The 15,797-nt window shown below is 72.3% G+C and carries 17 protein-coding genes; 11 read left to right on the forward strand and 6 right to left on the reverse strand.

Annotated elements, in window-relative coordinates:
• Position 1: 1 nt before the first annotated feature.
• Positions 2-805, reverse strand: a complete 804-nt coding sequence (locus tag H4J02_RS02540; protein WP_187675563.1) for a class I SAM-dependent methyltransferase — start codon at positions 803-805, stop codon at positions 2-4.
• A gap of 110 nt (positions 806-915) precedes the next feature.
• Here H4J02_RS02540 and H4J02_RS02545 point away from each other — a divergent pair, with 110 nt between their 5' ends.
• From H4J02_RS02545 to H4J02_RS02565, 5 genes are all read left to right on the forward strand, one after another.
• Positions 916-1,662, forward strand: coding sequence for a phosphoglyceromutase (locus H4J02_RS02545; protein WP_187675564.1), 747 nt, complete (start codon positions 916-918; stop codon positions 1,660-1,662).
• Between the two features lie 10 nt (positions 1,663-1,672).
• Complete coding sequence (locus H4J02_RS02550) at positions 1,673-1,981, forward strand: thiamine-binding protein (protein ID WP_187676391.1); 309 nt, start codon at positions 1,673-1,675, stop codon at positions 1,979-1,981.
• A gap of 40 nt (positions 1,982-2,021) precedes the next feature.
• Complete coding sequence (locus H4J02_RS02555; RefSeq protein ID WP_187675565.1) at positions 2,022-2,273, forward strand: hypothetical protein; 252 nt, start codon at positions 2,022-2,024, stop codon at positions 2,271-2,273.
• Positions 2,274-2,335: 62 nt separating this feature from the next.
• Positions 2,336-2,851: a MarR family winged helix-turn-helix transcriptional regulator gene (locus H4J02_RS02560; RefSeq protein ID WP_187675566.1), complete on the forward strand. Its 516-nt coding sequence runs from the start codon at positions 2,336-2,338 to the stop codon at positions 2,849-2,851.
• Positions 2,848-3,714 (forward strand): SDR family oxidoreductase, encoded by an 867-nt coding sequence (locus H4J02_RS02565; RefSeq protein ID WP_187675567.1) that lies wholly within the window; start codon positions 2,848-2,850, stop codon positions 3,712-3,714. Before H4J02_RS02560 ends, H4J02_RS02565 begins: the two co-directional genes overlap by 4 nt.
• Before the next feature lie 17 nt (positions 3,715-3,731).
• Here H4J02_RS02565 and H4J02_RS02570 read toward each other — a convergent pair whose 3' ends face one another.
• Both H4J02_RS02570 and phoU read right to left on the reverse strand, forming a co-directional pair.
• Positions 3,732-4,658, reverse strand: coding sequence for an alpha/beta fold hydrolase (locus H4J02_RS02570; RefSeq protein WP_187675568.1), 927 nt, complete (start codon positions 4,656-4,658; stop codon positions 3,732-3,734).
• 46 nt (positions 4,659-4,704) lie between these two features.
• Positions 4,705-5,346: a phosphate signaling complex protein PhoU gene (phoU, locus tag H4J02_RS02575; protein WP_187675569.1), complete on the reverse strand. Its 642-nt coding sequence runs from the start codon at positions 5,344-5,346 to the stop codon at positions 4,705-4,707.
• A 134-nt stretch (positions 5,347-5,480) separates the two neighbouring features.
• On the opposite strand from phoU, the gene H4J02_RS02580 reads away from it, so the two are divergent.
• Together H4J02_RS02580 and H4J02_RS02585 are read left to right on the forward strand one after the other, a co-directional pair.
• Positions 5,481-6,665 carry a cell wall metabolism sensor histidine kinase WalK gene (locus H4J02_RS02580; protein WP_187675570.1) on the forward strand — a complete coding sequence of 395 codons (1,185 nt, stop codon included), beginning with the start codon at positions 5,481-5,483 and terminating at the stop codon, positions 6,663-6,665.
• Complete coding sequence (locus tag H4J02_RS02585; protein ID WP_187675571.1) at positions 6,662-7,345, forward strand: response regulator transcription factor; 684 nt, start codon at positions 6,662-6,664, stop codon at positions 7,343-7,345. The genes H4J02_RS02580 and H4J02_RS02585 overlap by 4 nt, the downstream gene beginning before the upstream one ends.
• A 40-nt stretch (positions 7,346-7,385) precedes the next feature.
• On the opposite strand, the gene H4J02_RS02590 is transcribed toward H4J02_RS02585, so the two are convergent.
• Positions 7,386-7,907 carry a hypothetical protein gene (locus H4J02_RS02590; RefSeq protein WP_187675572.1) on the reverse strand — a complete coding sequence of 174 codons (522 nt, stop codon included), beginning with the start codon at positions 7,905-7,907 and terminating at the stop codon, positions 7,386-7,388.
• A 127-nt stretch (positions 7,908-8,034) separates the two neighbouring features.
• Here H4J02_RS02590 and H4J02_RS02595 point away from each other — a divergent pair, with 127 nt between their 5' ends.
• Both H4J02_RS02595 and ispD read left to right on the forward strand, forming a co-directional pair.
• Positions 8,035-8,517 carry a CarD family transcriptional regulator gene (locus H4J02_RS02595; RefSeq protein WP_187675573.1) on the forward strand — a complete coding sequence of 161 codons (483 nt, stop codon included), beginning with the start codon at positions 8,035-8,037 and terminating at the stop codon, positions 8,515-8,517.
• Positions 8,518-8,561: 44 nt separating this feature from the next.
• Positions 8,562-9,731 (forward strand): 2-C-methyl-D-erythritol 4-phosphate cytidylyltransferase, encoded by a 1,170-nt coding sequence (gene ispD, locus H4J02_RS02600; RefSeq protein WP_187675574.1) that lies wholly within the window; start codon positions 8,562-8,564, stop codon positions 9,729-9,731.
• A 69-nt stretch (positions 9,732-9,800) separates the two neighbouring features.
• Here the strand turns inward: ispD and H4J02_RS02605 are convergent, their stop codons facing one another.
• On the reverse strand, positions 9,801-12,668 hold the full coding sequence (locus tag H4J02_RS02605) for an HtaA domain-containing protein (protein WP_187675575.1): 2,868 nt from the start codon (positions 12,666-12,668) through the stop codon (positions 9,801-9,803).
• Positions 12,669-12,823: 155 nt separating this feature from the next.
• On the opposite strand from H4J02_RS02605, the gene cysS reads away from it, so the two are divergent.
• Both cysS and rlmB read left to right on the forward strand, forming a co-directional pair.
• Positions 12,824-14,236 carry a cysteine--tRNA ligase gene (cysS, locus tag H4J02_RS02610; protein WP_187675576.1) on the forward strand — a complete coding sequence of 471 codons (1,413 nt, stop codon included), beginning with the start codon at positions 12,824-12,826 and terminating at the stop codon, positions 14,234-14,236.
• Between the two features lie 37 nt (positions 14,237-14,273).
• Positions 14,274-15,257 (forward strand): 23S rRNA (guanosine(2251)-2'-O)-methyltransferase RlmB, encoded by a 984-nt coding sequence (gene rlmB / locus H4J02_RS02615; protein ID WP_187675577.1) that lies wholly within the window; start codon positions 14,274-14,276, stop codon positions 15,255-15,257.
• A 66-nt stretch (positions 15,258-15,323) separates the two neighbouring features.
• Here rlmB and H4J02_RS02620 read toward each other — a convergent pair whose 3' ends face one another.
• Positions 15,324-15,794 carry a heme-degrading domain-containing protein gene (locus H4J02_RS02620; protein ID WP_187675578.1) on the reverse strand — a complete coding sequence of 157 codons (471 nt, stop codon included), beginning with the start codon at positions 15,792-15,794 and terminating at the stop codon, positions 15,324-15,326.
• Between the last annotated feature and the right edge of the window lie 3 nt (positions 15,795-15,797).

Here is a 15,797-nt window from a genome sequence, read left to right on the forward strand (position 1 = left end):
GCTACGCGGGGGCGACGGCGGACCAGGGGAGCGACAGCTCGCCCAGGCGCCAGCGGCCGCGGCCGCCGAGGGGCGGGGTGTCGAGCACGGGCCAGCCGCCGTCGCGCACGGATGCCACGGTCGCCTGCCAGCGCTGCACCGGCCCGTAGACCCCGAGCGGCGCGTGCACGGCCCACGCGCGATCGAGGTCGACGAGCAGCTCGTGGATGCGCTCGCCCTCGACGTTCCGGTGGATGAGCGCCTTCGGCAGCCGCTCGGCCACGATCGACGGCTCCTCGAGCTCGGCGACGCGCAGCGAGATCGTGAAGGTGTGCGGGCCGTCGGCGTCGAGCGTCACCCAGCTGCCGATCCGCCCCACCTCGTTGCAGGTGCCCTCGACGAGCTGCCCGCCGGGGGCGAGCCGCGCCGTCATGCGGGCCCACGCATCCGCCACCTCGGCCTCGTCGTACTGCCGCAGCACGTTCATGGCGCGGATGATCGCGGGGCGGCGCCCGGCATCCGTCGGCACCTCGAAGCCGCCGAGCCGGAAGCTCACGCCCGGCCGCGCGGCTGCGGATGCGATGCGCACCCGCTCGGGGTCGATCTCGATGCCCAGCACCTCGACGTCGGGGCGCACGGCCGAGAGGCGCTCGTGCAGCTCGTTGCTCGTGGTCGCGGACGCGCCGTAGCCGAGGTCGACGACGAGCGGGTCGTCGGCGGTGCGCAGGGCGGGCAGCGCCGCGATCCACCGGTCGACCCGCCGCAGCCGGTTCACCCCGGTCGTGCCCCGCGTGATCCGCCCCTCGGGCCTCGTGCTCCTCGCCATGTCTCTCGCACAAACGCTATAGCGCTGTGCGGCGCGCGGCAGTCATCTCTGCAGCCCTCCGGCAACCGCTGCAGCGTTTGGCGAACAAGCCACCTCGCTAGGGTGGAGGCATGACCTCGACGCTCATCCTGCTCCGCCACGGCAACTCCGAATGGAACCAGAAGAACCTCTTCACGGGGTGGGTCGACGTGCGGCTCTCGGAGCAGGGCGTCGCCGAGGCCAAGCGCGCGGGCGAGCTGCTCGCCGAGTCGGGCCTCGCGCCCGACATCCTCTACACGAGCGTGCTGACGCGCGCGATCCAGACCGCCAACCTCGCGCTCGACGTCGCCGACCGCGCGTGGATCCCGGTCAAGCGCAGCTGGCGCCTCAACGAGCGCCACTACGGCGCGCTGCAGGGCCTCGACAAGGCCGAGACGCTCGAGAAGTTCGGCCAGGAGCAGTTCATGCTGTGGCGTCGCTCGTTCGACGTGCCGCCGCCGCCCCTCGCCGACGACGCCGAGTGGTCGCAGTTCGGCGACCCCCGCTACGCCGACGTGCCCGACGCCGAGTTCCCGCGCACCGAGAGCCTCAAGCTCGTGATCGACCGGATGCTGCCCTACTGGGAGTCGGACATCACGAAGGACCTCGCGGCCGGCAAGACCGTGCTCGTCACCGCCCACGGCAACTCGCTCCGCGCGCTCGTGAAGCACCTCGACGGCATCAGCGACGCCGACATCGCCGAGCTCAACATCCCGACCGGCATCCCGCTCGTCTACGAGCTCGACGACGACTTCCGCCCCACGGGCCCGAGCCGCTACCTCGACCCGGATGCCGCGGCAGCGGGCGCCGCCGCGGTCGCCGCGCAGGGCAAGAAGTAAGGCGATGGCCGTGCTCGTCGCCTTCTCGGTCGCTCCGACGACGAGCGACGTGAACGGCTCGGTGCACGACGCCGTCGCCGCGGCCGTCACGATCGTGCGCGAGTCGGGCCTTCCGAACCGCACGACCTCGATGTTCACTGAGATCGAGGGGGAGTGGGACGAGGTCTTCGACGTGGTGAAGCGCGCGACGGAGGCCGTGGCCGCCTACGGCTCGCGCGTCTCGCTCGTGCTCAAGGCCGACATCCGTCCCGGCTACACGGGCGAGCTCGACGCCAAGGTCGAGCGCCTCGAGCGCGCGATCGAGGGCCAGGGGTCTTAGGTCCTCCCCCGGCTCACGCGCCCGGGGCTAGGGTGACGGCATGCTGCCGGCCATCTCCGCGGGCGACGCCCTCCTGGCGTTCTTCTTGGCGCTCGGCGACTTCTGGCAGATCATCGCGACGCTCCTGCTGTTGGTGCTCGCCTACGTCGTGCTCTCGGTGGCGCTCGGCGCGGGGGTGAAGGCCGGCACGGACGCGTTCCGGCGGCGCCGCGCGGCCAAGCGTGCACCGAATCAGCCCGCCGCGCAGATCGACGACGCGGCTGAGCACACGATCGAGACGCAGGGCCCTTAGCCGGATGCTGCCCAGGCGTCGCTGCGTCGCGAGATACTTCCAATCTGGAAGTAGGTGGACGGATGGCACGCAAGCTCGACAGCGCGGAGCCCGCGGGTGAGACCCCGCGCATCCCGGAGTACCGCCACGACGTGACGCGATCGCTCGTGCGGGTCACCGCGACGTGGATGTCGACCGACTACCAGAGCCGCTTCGCCGAAGCCGCGGGCGTGCCCGACGAGCCCCACGCGATGACGACGATGTACCTGCTCATCCAGAGCGGTCCGCTGCGGCCGACCGCGCTCTCCGGCATCCTCGGTATCTCCGCCGCCGCCACGAGCCGTCTCGTCGAGACCCTCGCATCCGCCGGCCTCGTCACGCGCACCCCCGATCCGGATGACGCCCGGGCCACGCGCATCGCCCTCACCGAGCAGGGGGTCGCCTCCGCGACCGTGCTGCACGAGGAGGGCGACCGGCTCTCCCAGCGCCTCCTCGACGGCTGGACCGACGAGGAGCGCACGATCTTCACCCGTCTGATGCACCGTTACGCGGACGCCGTCGAAGACGACGCCCGCACCACCCGAGAGGAAACACCATGAGCACCTACGCCGTCACCGGATCCGCGTCCGGCATGGGCAAGGCGTCCGCCGAGCGCCTGCGCGCGGCGGGCCACACCGTCATCGGCATCGACCTCAAGGACGCCGACGTCGTCGCCGACCTGTCGACCGCCGAGGGCCGCGCTACGGCCGTCGCCGAGGTGCTCGAGCGCGCGGGTGGCACCCTCGACGGCGCCGTGCTCGCCGCAGGCCTCGGACCCCATCCGGGCCGCGAGACGCTCATCGCCCAGGTGAACTACTTCGGCGTCGTCGACCTGCTGACCGGTTGGCACGATGCCCTCGCGAAGGCGGGCGAGGCGCGCGTGGTCGTGTTCTCGTCGAACTCGACCACGACCGTGCCGATGGTGCCCGAGAAGACGATCCGCGCCTTCCTCGCGGGCGACGCCGACAAGGCGATCGCCGCCACGAAGCGCTTCAAGGACAACGCCTCCGCGATGGTCTACGCGGGCTCCAAGATCGCCGTCAGCCGCTGGGTGCGCCGCACCGCCGTGCTGCCCGAGTGGGCCGAGGCCGGCATCCGCCTCAACGCCGTCGCGCCCGGCGCGATCCTCACCCCCATGGTCGAGGCGCAGCTCGCCGACCCGCACCAGCGCGGGGCGATCGAGGCGTTCCCGATCCCGGTCGGCCGCCACGGCCAGGCCGAGGAGGTGGCCGAGGCCGTCATGTTCCTGCTCGGACCGGCCTCGGCGTTCATGGCCGGCACCGTGCTGTTCGTCGACGGCGGCACCGACGCCTACTTCCGCAGCGACGACTGGCCGAAGCAGGTGCCGCTCTCGGGGCTGCGCCGCTACATCCGCCTCGGCCGCGAGTACGCCGCGAAGAAGGGCGTGAAGCCCAACTTCTGATCGAGCGAGCCGGGCCGCTACGGCCGCGCGTCGAGGAACGCCCGCACCGCCTGCTCCGACGGGCCCGGGCTGTTGAGCCACGGCGCGTGGCCGCCTGGCACCGCGGTGAAGGTGAGGTCGGCGACGGATGCGAGCCCCGCACGCCCCGCGGGCGGCTTGAGGAACACGTCGTCGTCGCCCCACAGCGCGTGCACGGGCAGGTCGACGGATGCGAGCTCCTCGCTCGTGAGGGTCAGCTCGCGCCGCCCGAGGGCTCGGTAGTAGCGCGGCGCGGTCTCCCGGAACTCGGGACGCAGCGACGCGTACCAGCCGACGTCGACGAGCTCGCGCGGCCAGCCGGCGACGGTCCCCGTGCCGAGCGTCATGGCGCTGTTGGCCTCGTAGCGCTCGCGGCTCACGGGCGCCGTGAACAGCTGTGCGAGGCCCGGGAACGCCATGAGCCGCATCGAGAACGGCGCGTGCGTGCCGGGCAGCGCGACGCCCGGCGCCCCGAGGATCGTGAGGCTCGCGACCCGCTCCGGGCGGGCGAGCGCGTAGTACAGCGCGAACTGGGCGCCCATCGAGTGGCCCACGAGGTGCGCCCGCTCGACCCCGGCATCCGCGAGCACGGCGTCGAGCAGGGGGAGGGGCACGTCGCGCAAGCCGTCCGGGGGGAGCTCGGCGGCATCCGAGAGCCCGTGGCCCGGCCAGTCGGGCGCGATGACGCGGCGCCCGCCGAACGCGGGGATGAGCGGGATCGCGGCCGCGGTCACGGCGGCCATGCCGTGCAGCAGCACGACGGGCAGGCGGTCGTCGCCCGCGAGCTCGATCACGTGCAGGCGCGTGCGGGCATCCGGCATTTCGACCATGCGGTCGTCGGCGCGCGCGAGACCGTACTCGGCGAGCAGGCGCGCCTCGGCGTCACGGTAGGCGGATGCGACGTCGGTCGGGGCGGCGGTGGTCACCCTCCCAGGCTAGGGCCGCCCGCTACCTCGCAGGCGCGAGCGCCAGTCAGCCCCAGTCGCCCGTCGCGAGGTACTGCACCTTCTTCGCGATCGACACCGCGTGGTCGGCGAAGCGCTCGAGGTAGCGGGATGCGAGGGTCGCGTCGACCGTGTCGGCCGTCTCGCCCTTCCACTTCTCGCCGAGCACCTTGTCGAACACCTTGAGGTGCAGCGCGTCGACCTTGTCGTCCTCGTCGCGGATGTGCTCGGCGAGCGCGGGCTCCTGGGAGCGCAGCAGCTCGACGAGGTCGCGCGCGATCTGCACGTCGAGCTCGCCCATCTCGCGGAAGGTCTTGCCGAGCCCCTTCGGCACGACCTTCTCGGGGAAGCGGTAGCGCGCGAGCTGGGCGATGTGCTCGGCCATGTCGCCCATCCGCTCGAGCGACGCCGAGACGCGCAGGGCGCTCACGACGATGCGGAGGTCGCGGGCGACCGGCTGCTGGCGGGCGAGGATCGTGATGGCGAGCTCGTCGAGCTCCGCGGCGAGCACGTCGATGCGGCGGTCGTCCTCGATGACCTCCTCGGCGAGCGCGACATCCGACTCGTTGAACGAGCGCGTGGCCTTGTCGATCGAGTCGGCGACGAGCTCGGCGATCTCGACGAGTCGGTCCTGCACCTCGCGCAGCTCCTGCTGGAACACCTCGCGCATGGTTCCCCTTTCCGACGCAACCGTCCCCCGGGAAGGTTAACGGCCGGTGACCTGGCCGTGAACGTCCACGGAAGGAATGTCGGGAGGGCCCCGAACCCGGGCGCGGCCCGTTCCGGCCACCCTAATCTGGACGCATGGACGCCGCCTGGCTCGTGCCCGCCGCCTTGGGCTTCGGGCTCGCCGTCGGCATCGGCGGCACCGCCGCGGTCGTCGCGGCCCACGCCCGCGGGCAGCGCGCCGCGGCGGTCGTGACACCGAGCGTGCCGGACGGCGTGGAGGACGTCATCGACGCTCTCGACTCGGCGGGCATCGTGCTCGACTCCTCCAACAACGTGCTCACGTTCTCGGCGGCGGCGCTCTCCCTCGGCCTCGTGTGGAATCACGCCCTCATGCACCCCGAGCTCGTCGAGCTCGTCGACCGCGTGCGCTCGGAGGGCACCGCGGAGGGGGCGGAGCTCGAGCTGCCCCGCGGCCCGTTCGGCGAGGCCACCGTCCACCTGCTTGTGCGCGCGGCGCCGCTCGGCAGCCGCTTCGTGCTGCTGCTCGCCGACGACCGCACCGAGGCGCATCGCCTCGAAGACGTGCGCCGCGACTTCGTGGCCAACATCTCGCACGAGCTCAAGACCCCCATCGGCGCCGTGGGCCTGCTCGCCGAGGCGCTCGAGTCGGCGGCCGACGAGCCGGATGAGGTGCGCCGGTTCGCGGGACGCCTCACGATCGAGGCCGCGCGCCTCCGCAGCCTCACGAACGAGATCATCGAGCTCAGCCGCCTGCAGGCCGCCGACGCGCTCGAGAACGCGGGGCCCGTGAGCGTCGACTCGGTCGTCGCGCAGGCGATCGACGCGAGCCGGGTCGCCGCCGACTCGCACCGCATCGCGATCGTCGCGCAGAGCGACCCCGAGACGATCGTGTGGGGCGACGAGGCAATGCTCGTCACGGCCGTGCACAACCTCATCGCGAACGCCATCCAGTACTCGCCCGACGGCACGCGCGTCGGCCTCGGCATCACGCGGCGCGGCGGCGCGATCGAGATCGCGGTGACCGATCAGGGCGTCGGCATCCCCGAGGCGGAGCGCGAGCGCGTGTTCGAGCGCTTCTTCCGCGTCGACTCCGCCCGCAGTCGCGACACGGGGGGCTCGGGCCTCGGGCTCTCGATCGTCAAGCACATCGTGCAGAACCACGGCGGCCGGGTACGTGTCTGGTCGCAGCAGGGGCGCGGCTCGACGTTCACCATCCGCCTGCCCGAGGCCGACCCCGCAGCGGTGGCCGCCGCATCCGAATCCGCCTCCTCCCGCCCGACCCGTGGAGCCCGCTCGTGACCCGCATCCTCATCGTCGAAGACGAGCCGTCGCTCGCCGAGCCGCTCGCGTTCCTGCTCGGCCGCGAGGGCTACGACACCGCGATCGCGGCCGACGGACGTGCGGCGCTCGCCGAGTTCGACCGCCACGGCGCCGACCTCGTGCTGCTCGACCTCATGCTGCCCGGGATGCCGGGCACCGAGGTGTGCCGCGAGCTGCGCGCACGATCGAGCGTGCCCATCATCATGCTCACGGCGAAGGACTCGGAGGTCGACATCGTCGTGGGCCTCGAGCTCGGCGCCGACGACTACGTCACGAAGCCGTACTCGAGCCGCGAGCTGCTCGCCCGCATCCGCGCCGTGCTGCGTCGACATGTGGAGGAGACGGATGCCGCCCCCGAGCCCGTGCTCGAGGCCGGCCCCGTGCGCATGGACGTCGACCGCCACACCGTGACCGTGGACGGACGCGACGTGGCCATGCCGCTCAAGGAATTCGAGCTGCTGGAGTTCCTCATGCGGAACGCGGGGCGCGTGCTCACACGCGGTCAGCTCATCGACCGCGTGTGGGGAGCCGACTACTTCGGCGACACGAAGACGCTCGACGTGCACATCAAGCGCATCCGCTCGAAGATCGAGCCCGATCCGAGCGAGCCGCGGCTGCTCGTGACCGTGCGCGGCCTCGGCTACCGCCTCGAGGGCTGAGCGCGGGGGACGTTCGACTAGCGGCAGGCGACCGAGCGCGTCAGGCCGCGGGGGTCTCCGTTGGCGTCGGCGTCTCGGTCGGCGTCGGGGTGGGCGTAGGCGTCGGCACGGCCGGGCCGTACTCGGGCAGCGTCGCGTCGAGCACCGGGATGCGGAACTGCTTCTGGTCGTTGCTCACGTGCACGACGGCGTCGAGCAGCGAGCCGGCGATCGTGCCGAGCGGCTCGAGGGCGACCTGCGAGCCGCCGAAGCCGAAGTCGGTGCGGCCGTTCGCCTCGGCCGTGAGCCCCACCTCGTGGAACTCGCCGTCGACCTCCCACTGCACGGTGAAGTCGATGTCGGAGCCCGTCGAGTTGACCGCGGTGCCCACGAGGCTGCCGAGCTCGCCGTCTTCGGTGACGACGAGCACGTTGCGCAGCTCGAGGTCGCCGAGGTCGAGGCTCACGCCGTCGCTCGCGTCGTACTCGCGGCCGGTCTCGGCCTCCTGCCAGAACGTGCAGCCGCTCAGGCCGACGGCGAGCGCTGCGCTCAGGGCGATGGCGGCCAGGGCACGTGCTCTCACGGGATCCTCCAGGCAAAGTCGACGAGCCCACCCAGCCTACCGGTAGCCCGGGGGTGCGGATGCCGCCGCCCCCGGCCGGGGGACGTTCCCTGTGATAAAATGAGAGGTCTGCGGAAGGAATAACTCCATGCTCTTCGAGGTCGGCGAAACCGTCGTTTACCCCCATCACGGTGCGGCAACCATCATCGAGGTGAAGGACAGGGTCATCAAGGGTGAGACCAAGAAGTACCTGAAGCTCAACGTCACCCAGGGCGACCTGGTCATCGAGGTCCCCGCTGAGAACGTCGACCTCGTCGGCGTCCGCGACGTCATCGGCAAGGAGGGCCTCGACAAGGTCTTCGAGGTGCTGCGCGCCCCCTTCACCGAGGAGCCCACGAACTGGAGCCGCCGCTACAAGGCGAACCTCGAGAAGCTCGCCTCGGGCGATGTCATCAAGGTCTCCGAGGTCGTCCGCGACCTGTGGCGTCGCGACCAGGACCGCGGCCTCTCGGCCGGCGAGAAGCGCATGCTCGCGAAGGCACGTCAGATCCTCATCTCCGAGCTCGCGCTCGCCGAGAAGACCGACGAGGAGAAGGCGTCGAGCGTGCTCGACGAGGTTCTCGCGTCCTGATCTCCGACGGTCGCGACGGGCTCGTCGCGCCGTAGGCTCGAGGCATGAGCCTCGCCCCGGATGCCGCGCGCCTCGCGATCATCGTCGTCGCCGCCGGGAGCGGCACGCGCCTCGGCGAGGACGTCCCCAAGGCGTTCGTCGAGCTCGGCGGTCGCACAATCCTCGAGCACGCCCTCCACGGCGTCTTCGGCGCCACGCATCCCGCCCAGGTGATCGTCGTCGCGCCCGCGTCGCTCGTGTCGCGCGCTCGAACGCTGGGGGAGCGCGTCGCGGGGGCGGCATCCGGTTATCTCACGGTCGTCGCCGGCGGTGACAGCCGCCAGGCCTCGGTCGCAGCGGGGCTCGCCGCGCTGCAGCCGAGCGTCGGGGCCGTGCTCGTGCACGACGCCGCACGCGCGCTCGCGCCGAGCGCCCTCATCGACCGCGTCGCAACGGCCGTGCTCGCCGGCGGAGCGAGGGGTGTCGTGCCCGCACTGCCCGTCGTCGACACCGTCAAGCGGGTCGAGGGCGAGCGCGTGCTCGAGACCGTCGACCGCAGCGACCTCGTGCACGTGCAGACGCCGCAGGGGTTCCCGCGCGCCGAGCTCGTCGCCGCCTACGCCGCCGCGCACGACGAGCACACCGACGACGCGGCGCTCTACGCCGGGGCCGGCCACGAGGTCGTCACTGTGCCCGGCGAGCCGCGCGCGTTCAAGATCACGACCCCGTGGGACCTGCGCCGGGCCGAGCTGCTGCTGTCGGCCGGCACGCGCATCCGCACGGGCGTCGGCATCGACGTGCACGGCTACGACGAGAACCAGCCCATGTGGCTCGGCGGCGTCTACTTCCCCGACGAGCCGGGCCTCGCGGGCCACTCCGACGGCGACGCCGTCATCCATGCGATGTGCGACGCACTGCTCTCGGCCGCCGGGCTCGGCGACATCGGGTCGCGCTTCGGCACCTCCGCCGAGGAGTACGCGGGCGCGGCGAGCGAGGTCTTCCTGCGCGAGACGCTCGCGCTCGTGCGCGGCGCCGGCTACCGCGTCGGCAACGTCGCCGTGCAGGTCATCGCCCAGCGGCCCCGGATCGCCGCCCGCCGCATGGAGCTCGAGCGTCACCTCGGCGAGCTCGTCGACGCGCCCGTGAGCGTCGCGGCCACGACATCCGACGGCCTCGGTTTCACGGGACGCGGCGACGGCCTCATGGCGGTCGCGACCGCGCTCGTCACGCGCTGACCCGGAAACGGGACCGCCCGCCCGATCCCGGGTGCGCCGGGGATCGAGCGGGCGGAACCGTGCAGTGCGTCAGGCCTTGCGGCGGCGCACCAGGATCACGACGAGCAGCACGAGGATCGCCGCGAGGAGCGCGATCAGCACGGTCGCCCAGACGGGCCAGCCGGCATCCGAGGCGGGATCGGCCTTATCCGACTCGCTCGGCGTGGCCTCGGGCGTCTCGAGGGGCTCGCCGCACCCGGAGTCGACCGTCGCGACGATCGTGAGCGGGTCGAGCGCCTCCCCGGCGGGGTAGGTGCCGAACGCGGCCGAGCCCGACTCGGTGAGCGTCGCCGGCACCGCGGTCCACGTGAGGGTGTCGCCGTCGCGCGTCACCGTGGCATCCGCGAGGTCGAGCTCGCCGAACTCGACGTCGGCCTGGTCGACCGCCTCGCCCGTCTGGGTCGTGCCGTGGATGTCGACGATGAGCAGGGCGCTGTCGCCGTCGATCACGATGCGCGGGTTCTCGACCGTCGTGTCGAGGATGCCGCCGTGGCCCGTGAAGCGGATGCCGCCCGCGAACGCGAGGTCGAGCGCCTTCTCGCCGTCGGTCGAGCCCGTGCCGCCGACCCACGTGAAGTCGGGCGTCGCGTAGCTCACGTCGTCGCCGACGGTCGTCCACTCGCCGTTCGCGATCGAGCCGTCGATGTAGGCGCGGAAGCTCTCCTTGAAGCCCCACACGAGGGTCGCGTCGTCGACCGTGCACTGCAGGGCGGCGAGGGCGCGCACGGCGTCGAGCTCGAGCACGGCGCCGCGGGCGACCGAGCCCTGGAAGGTGAGCGTGTGCGTGCCGGTGAGGCCCTGCGGAAGCTTGCCGGTCCAGGTGGCGACGCCGTTCGCATCCGCAGTCACGTTCTGCGCCAGCACGGTCGGCGTCGAGTAGATGACGACCTGGATGCCCGACTCGTTCGGCTGGAAGCCGCTCGCGGTCGCGCTCACGCTGCCGCCGGGCTGCACGTCGCCCGAGACGTCGAGGCCCTCGGTGGCCGGCGGGGTCGCCGGGATGGGGTTCCGCACGGCGGCGGAGGCGACCGTCACGGTCCCGCCCGTGACCGCGCCCTTCGCGCCGATCGTGAACGACACCGGGTCGAGCGCCTCGCCCGCGCCGTAGAAGCCGCGGAACGCGACCGCGCCGGCGGCCGTGAGAGTCGCGGGCACGTTGCCGTAGCGCACCGAGCCGTCGGTGCCGACCGTGCGCGACGCCGAGCCGAGCGCGAGGTTCGCGAAGGCGACCGTCGAGCCGTTGACTGTCACGAAGAGCGTGCCGCTCGTGGCCGAGTCGATGCGCACCTGCGGGTCCGAGAAGCGCAGGTCGAGCTCGCCGTGGTGGCCGGTGAAACGCACCGTGCCGCCGTACGAGACCGTTCCGACGCCGTTCGCGAGCGCCGCATCCGAGGTCTGCGGGAACACGAACGCGTTGCCGAACGTCGACGCCCCGGTCGTGATGATGGATCCGGATGCGATGGGTCCCGTCACGTAGGCGCGCCACGCGCCCTTGACGCCCCAGCTGAGCGATCCCGTGGTGACGGGGGTGACCGTGCCGGGCTCCTCGGGCTGCTGCGGCGGCGTCGACGAGCCGACGACGGCATCCCACTGGGCGGGTGAGACGGTGACGTCGGCGCGCGCGTAGATGGTGTCGGCGCCGGGCATCGTCTCCTTCTGCCACACGATGACCTCGTACTGCTTCGTGCGGTCGAGCTTGTCGGCGGCGGCCGTGAGGCTCTGGTCGAACGCGCCGTTCACGAAGACGCCCGGCGTGGCCCAGTAGCCGAAGGCCGCGTAGCCGCCGTCGCGGCCGACGTTCGCCTCGGTGCCCTTCTCGATGAGCGCGGCGTAGGCGCCCGTCACGTCGCCGAAGTTCGTGCCCTGAACGCGGACGGTGAGTCCGCTCGCGGCCGTCGCCGAGGTGACCGAGGTGGCGATCGCCGGGGTCGCGGCCGGGCTGGGGAAGGCGAGGGGCACGAACTGGTCGTAGGTGTAGGTGGCGTTGGCGCCGGAGCCGGAGTTGTGGTCGGGGCGCACGAAGATGCCGCACGTGACGCCGCCGTCGCCGGCGGGGGTCGCGTCGACGCACGCGTTGGTGCTCCAGGCGGCGACGGGGGTGAACTGCAGGCTGAAGGTCCAGACGCCGTCGGTGACGGTGCCGGCGTTGGTCGAGCCGGGGACGCCGGCGACGCCGGGCTGGATGACCCACTTCTGGGCGGAGCTGAGGCACGCGGTGCCCGTGGGGCGGCCGGTGGAGCCGGTGCCGGGGGTCCCGGCGGGCTCGACGCAGTTCATGAGGTAGAGACCCATGGTCTGCGTGGAGCCGTTGGTCGCGGTGTAGGTGGCCGGGAAGGTGCCGTTCACCGTCACGTAGCCGTCGGTCGCGAGGGTGGACTGGTCGACCGTGATGCCGTAGTCGGGCTCGGGGGCGGGCTCGGGCTCCGGCTCCGGGGCGGGCGGGAAGACGGCATCCCACTGACCCGAGGTCACGGCGACGTCGGTGCGCGCGATGATCGTGTCGGCGTTCGGGTTGGTCTGGTGCTGCCAGAGGATGACCTCGTAGAGCTTCGCGCGGTCGAGCTTGTCGGCGCTGATGTCGATGATCGACTCGATGCCGCCATTCTGGATGCCCGCCCAGTAGGCGAAACCGACGTAACCCGAGCGGCCCGTGACCCCGGCCTCCGTGCCCTTCTCGATGATCGCGACGTAGCCGCCCTCGGGCGCGATGCCCGAGCCGACGACGCGCACGCTGAGGCCGGTGGCCTGCGAGGCCGCGGTCACCTCCGCGCTGAGCGAGGGGCCCGCCTCGGCGGATGCCGGGGTCGCGGTGAAGACGCTCGCGAGAGCGAGCAGCGGGACGAGCAGCAGGGCGATCCAGGGCGCGCGTGAGCGCGCGCGGGCAGGCGCGTACGACAAGGAGTGACTCCGTGGGTTTGGGTGTTGTTCGGGTCCGCGACGCGCACCATCGCGAAGACTCAGGTAAGCCTTACCTTACTCATTTCTGTTGACATTGTCGAACCCGCCCTCGACGGGCCGGGGTCTCGCGCGCGTCCCGCCGGTAAACTCGCCGAGTGACGATCCGCCTCTACGACAGCCGCACCCAGGGGCTCCGCGACTTCGAGCCGCTCGAGCCCGGCAAGGTCGGCATGTACGTGTGCGGACCCACCGTGCAGTCCTCGCCCCACGTGGGGCACCTTCGCTCGGCCCTCGCCTACGACCTGTGGCGCCGCTGGTTCGCGTACCGCGGCTACGACGTCACCTTCGTGCGCAACGTCACCGACATCGACGACAAGGTGCTCGCGAACGCCTCCGAGCACGAGCCGTGGTGGGCCGTCGCCTACCGCGTCGAGCTCGAGTTCGCCGCGGGCTACCGGGCCATCGGCATCCTGCCCCCCACGTACGAGCCGCGCGCGACCGCGAGCATCCCGCAGATGCAGGAGCTCATCGACACGCTCATCGATCGCGGTCACGCCTACGTCGCCGACGACGGCACGGGCGACGTCTACTTCGACGTGCGCACGTGGCCCGAGTACGGCGCGCTCACGCGGCAGAGGCTCGACGACATGGCCGACTCGCCGGATGCGCCCACGCGCGGCAAGCGCGACCCGCGCGACTTCGCGCTCTGGAAGGGCTCGAAGCCCGAGGAGCCCGCCGACGCATCCTGGAACTCGCCGTGGGGAGCTGGCCGACCCGGCTGGCACGTCGAGTGCTCGGCGATGTCGAAGCGCTACCTCGGCGCGGAGTTCGACATCCACGGCGGCGGCCTCGACCTACGCTTCCCGCACCACGAGAACGAGCTCGCCCAGTCGAGCGCCGCGGGCGACGGCTTCGCGCGCTACTGGGTGCACAACGGCATCGTCATGGTCGAGGGCCAGAAGATGTCGAAGTCGCTCGGCAACTCCATCTACGCGGCCGAGTTCCTCGCGCTCGCCCCGCATGTCGTCGTGCGCTACTACCTCGCGAGCGCCCACTACCGCTCGACGATCGACTACCACCCCGGCGCCCTCGAGGAGGCCGAGGCGGCTCTCGACCGCATCCGCGGCTTCCTCGAGCGGGCCGAGCGCGCGCTCGAGTCCGCCCAGGTCGCGGGCCCCGGCGACGGCCGCGTGCCCGACGCCTTCGCGGATGCGATGGACGACGACCTCGGGGTGCCTCAGGCGATCGGCGTGCTGCACGAGACCGTGCGCGCCGGCAACGTCGCCCTCGACGCGGGCGACTTCGAGCAGGTCGCCGTCGCGCGCGAGCGCGTGAAGGCGATGGCGGGCGTGCTGGGGGTCGACCCGACCTCGCCCGAGTGGGCCGCGCCCGCATCCGGAGCCGCCGAGGCCGCGCTCGGGGCGCTCGTCGAGAAGCTGCTCGCCGACCGGGCCGCAGCCCGAGCCGCGAAGGACTTCGCGCAGGCCGACCGCATCCGCGAGGAGCTCGCCACGGCGGGCATCGCGATCGACGACACCCCCGACGGGGCGCGCTGGAGCCTCGCATGATTTCCACCGACCACATGACGACGCAGGGGAGCTGCTGATGGCCAAGCCGGGACGCCCGGGGGCGCGCAAGACCAAGAAGGGCGCGACCGCCGGAACGGGAGGCCACGGGCGCAAGGCGCTCGAGGGCAAGGGGCCCACGCCGAAGGCGGAGGACCGCAGCTGGCACGTGGCCGGCAAGCGCAAGGCGGCGAAGGAGCGCCTAGACGCCGCACGCGCCCGCGCCGGGAAGACGGATGCGCCCGCCAAGCGCGCGCCGCGCCCCAAGAAGGCGGACGAGGGCGAGCTCGTCACGGGCCGCAACTCGGTCGTCGAGGCGCTGCGGGCGAAGATCCCCGCGACGACGCTCTACGTCGCCGCACGCGTCGAGATGGACGACCGCGTCAAGGAGGCGCTGTCGATCGCGACGAAGCGCGGCATCCCCGTGCTCGAGGTCATGCGCCCCGAGCTCGACCGCATGAGCGGCCACGACGCCGTGCACCAGGGCCTCGCGCTCAAGGTGCCGCCGTACGAGTACGCCCACCCCTTCGACCTCGTCGAGCGCGCGCACGAGACGGGCCGCCCGCCGCTCATCGTCGCCCTCGACGGCGTGACCGACCCCCGCAACCTGGGCGCGATCATCCGCTCGGCGGGCGCGTTCGGCGCCCACGGCGTGATCGTGCCGCAGCGTCGCTCGGTCGGCATGACGGCGTCGGCGTGGAAGACCTCGGCGGGTGCCGCGGTGCGCGTGCCCGTGGCGATGGCCGCGAACCTCACGCAGACGCTGCAGGCGCTCAAGAAGGAGGGCCTCTTCGTGCTCGGCCTCGACGGCGGGGGCGACACCTCGCTGCCGGGCATCACCTTCGCCGATCGGCCGATCGTGATCGTCGTCGGCTCGGAGGGCAAGGGCCTTTCGCGCCTCGTCACGGAGAACTGCGACGCGATCGTCTCGATCCCGATCTCGTCCGATACGGAGTCGCTCAACGCGGGCATCGCCGTGTCCGTCGCCCTCTACGAGGTCGCGAAGCTCCGCGCCGAGTCCTGACCCGCCATAGTTCCCGTTCCGCGTGTTCGCACCCGTTCGTTCGGCGACTAACTCGCGGAACGGGAACTATCGGGAGGAGAGGTAGCGCCGCACCGCCTCGGCGGTCGTCGCATGGTCGACGACGTCGGGCTCGCCCGAGGTCGTGATGGTGCCGACGACCTCGCCGGCCACGCGGATGGGGATCGAGCCGCCGTGCGCGCGCAGGAGCTCGTGGTCGACATCCGTCCGCTCCTCGAACGGCGTGCCCGCCTCCGCATGACGCAGCTTCACGAGGAGCGACGGCTCGCCGAAGCGCTCCGCGACGGCCGCCTTGCCGGCGAGCCAGGGGTCGTTGCCGGGGCCCGTCGTGCCGAGCTTCGCCTGGAACACCACGTCGCCGCGCAGCACGATGCGCACGGCGAGGTTGAGCCCGCGCTCGTCGATCACCTCGAGGGCCGCGAGGCCCAGGTCGACGGCGTCGTCGTTGTCGAACGACTCGACGTCGACCGCGTCCTCGCGCTCGAGGTCGGCGACGGTGTACTCGGGGAGCTCGGCCATGTC

This window comes from Protaetiibacter sp. SSC-01 (assembly GCF_014483895.1).
Classification (GTDB): Bacteria; Actinomycetota; Actinomycetes; order Actinomycetales; family Microbacteriaceae; genus Homoserinibacter.

Excerpts from the sequence above, each read along its gene's own strand:
- H4J02_RS02540 (WP_187675563.1), bottom strand. The coding sequence starts at position 805 with ATGGCGAGGAGCACGAGGCCCGAGGGGCGGATCACGCGGGGCACGACC.
- H4J02_RS02545 (WP_187675564.1), top strand. The coding sequence starts at position 916 with ATGACCTCGACGCTCATCCTGCTCCGCCACGGCAACTCCGAATGGAAC.
- H4J02_RS02555 (WP_187675565.1), top strand. The coding sequence starts at position 2,022 with ATGCTGCCGGCCATCTCCGCGGGCGACGCCCTCCTGGCGTTCTTCTTG.
- H4J02_RS02560 (WP_187675566.1), top strand. The coding sequence starts at position 2,336 with ATGGCACGCAAGCTCGACAGCGCGGAGCCCGCGGGTGAGACCCCGCGC.
- H4J02_RS02565 (WP_187675567.1), top strand. The coding sequence starts at position 2,848 with ATGAGCACCTACGCCGTCACCGGATCCGCGTCCGGCATGGGCAAGGCG.
- phoU (WP_187675569.1), bottom strand. The coding sequence starts at position 5,346 with ATGCGCGAGGTGTTCCAGCAGGAGCTGCGCGAGGTGCAGGACCGACTC.
- H4J02_RS02580 (WP_187675570.1), top strand. The coding sequence starts at position 5,481 with ATGGACGCCGCCTGGCTCGTGCCCGCCGCCTTGGGCTTCGGGCTCGCC.
- H4J02_RS02595 (WP_187675573.1), top strand. The coding sequence starts at position 8,035 with ATGCTCTTCGAGGTCGGCGAAACCGTCGTTTACCCCCATCACGGTGCG.
- ispD (WP_187675574.1), top strand. The coding sequence starts at position 8,562 with ATGAGCCTCGCCCCGGATGCCGCGCGCCTCGCGATCATCGTCGTCGCC.
- rlmB (WP_187675577.1), top strand. The coding sequence starts at position 14,274 with ATGGCCAAGCCGGGACGCCCGGGGGCGCGCAAGACCAAGAAGGGCGCG.
- H4J02_RS02620 (WP_187675578.1), bottom strand. The coding sequence starts at position 15,794 with ATGGCCGAGCTCCCCGAGTACACCGTCGCCGACCTCGAGCGCGAGGAC.